Source organism: Steroidobacter sp., from assembly GCF_016790065.1.
Taxonomy (GTDB): domain Bacteria; phylum Pseudomonadota; class Gammaproteobacteria; order Steroidobacterales; family Steroidobacteraceae; genus Steroidobacter.
Map to the genome: position 1 here is coordinate 1 of NZ_JAEUPY010000732.1, position 1,604 is coordinate 1,604.

1 protein-coding gene and 1 pseudogene are annotated in these 1,604 nt (G+C 62.3%); one reads left to right on the top strand and one right to left on the bottom strand.

The features are described 5' to 3' along the window. On the top strand, window positions 1–1,020 hold a 1,020-nt coding region (locus JNL55_RS29815), incomplete at its 5' end, for a TonB-dependent receptor (protein ID WP_293863196.1). Window positions 1,021–1,066: 46 nt separating this feature from the next. Here the strand turns inward: JNL55_RS29815 and JNL55_RS29820 are convergent. Continuing rightward, window positions 1,067–1,604 (bottom strand): annotated as a pseudogene (locus tag JNL55_RS29820) (sulfatase); the annotation flags it as partial.

The window sequence follows — 1,604 nt, forward strand, 5'->3', positions numbered from 1 at the left end:
CCGTCGGTACCGGGACCGATTCCGGGCTTCAGGATCGACGACTACAGCAGCGCTTTCGACAAGGAGTCAGTGGCGGTGTTCGGCCAGGTCGGCTGGCGCAGCGCCGATGACCGGCTCAGCGTCGACGTTTCCGCACGCTACACCCGCGACACGCTGGATCTGATCGCCACCGACGACGCGCAGACTTTGTCGCAGCCGGTGCGCTTCAACGACAGCGAAGACTTCACCGGCTTCATGCCCAAGCTGTCGGTCAGCTTCCGAGCGAGCGACGATCTGATGCTCTTCAGCACCATCTCGCGCGGCTACAAATCCGGCGGCTTCAATACGGCCGCGGGCCAGGTGGCCGGCGCCAACCCGGTCTATGGCAAAGAAACCGCGACCAACTACGAAGTCGGCCTGAAATCAGAGTTCGACCAGCGGCTGCGCCTCAACGCGTCCGTGTTCGTGATGAAGTGGGACGACATCCAGGTGGCGCAGACCTACCAGGATCCGACGCTGCGCTTCTTCACCTTCACCCAGAACGCCGCGAAGGCGACGCTGAAGGGCGCGGAGATCGAAATCACCGCCGTGCCATTCCGTAACTTCGACCTGCTGGCTTCGCTGGGCTACAACGACAGCAAGTTCGACGACTTCATCAGCGCCATCAACAGCGACGGTTCGCGCGTCGATGCTTCGGACAATCGCGTACCGTTCTCGTCGAAGTGGCAGGCATCGATGGCTGGCGAGTACAGCTTGCCCATCGGCGCCGGCGCGTTGTTCCTGCGCGGCGAGTACTCGTACGCTAGTGACTTCTATCAGACCTCGATCAATCGCGACGAGATCGGCTACTTCATTGGTAGTCGGCGGACGGTCAACGCGCGTGCTGGCTGGCGTGCCGACCGTTACAGCATCACGGTCTACGGCGAGAACCTCGGCGGCGACGACGAGGTGTATCTGTGGGATGTCGGTAACATGCTCAGCGGTTACCAAGCGGTGGTGCGGCCCGAACGTTTCGGTGTGAAGTTCACAACTACGTTCTAGTCGGTGCAACGATCTGCGGCGAGTGTCACCACACTCGCCGCAGCGCCTAGCGATGGACGTACGGCGAGGTTTGCCCGGCGAGCCACGGATCACGTGTATCGCGCCGGAACTCGAACAGTTGCTGACGCAGCTCAGCGAGCACAGCGGCTGCGCGCGGCTCGCCGGCGAGATTGACCAGCTCGTCGGGATCGTTGCGCAAGTCGTAGAGTTCTTCGGCCGGCCGCTTCAGGTACGCAGCTTGCGTGCGCTTACCCAACCGAATGTCCGGGCGTGCATGGATCGCCTGCCAGCTCGGCGAACCTTCGACATCACCGGCAATGGGATAGTCGAGCGGATGGGCGATATTGACGATGTAGCTGTGCGTTCGCGTGCGCACGCTGCGCATGGGGTAGTACTGGTTGATCTCGTGAAAGTCATGCGAGGCAAAGATCCGATCCCAACCGCTTGCCCCACGCTTGCCCAGCAGTGGCAACAAAGATCGTCCAGGCAACGCGCTCTTGGGCGCCGGCGCGCGAGTCCAGTCGAGGATGGTGGGCACGATGTCGATGAAACTGACCATCGCATCGTTGACCGCGCCGCGAGCG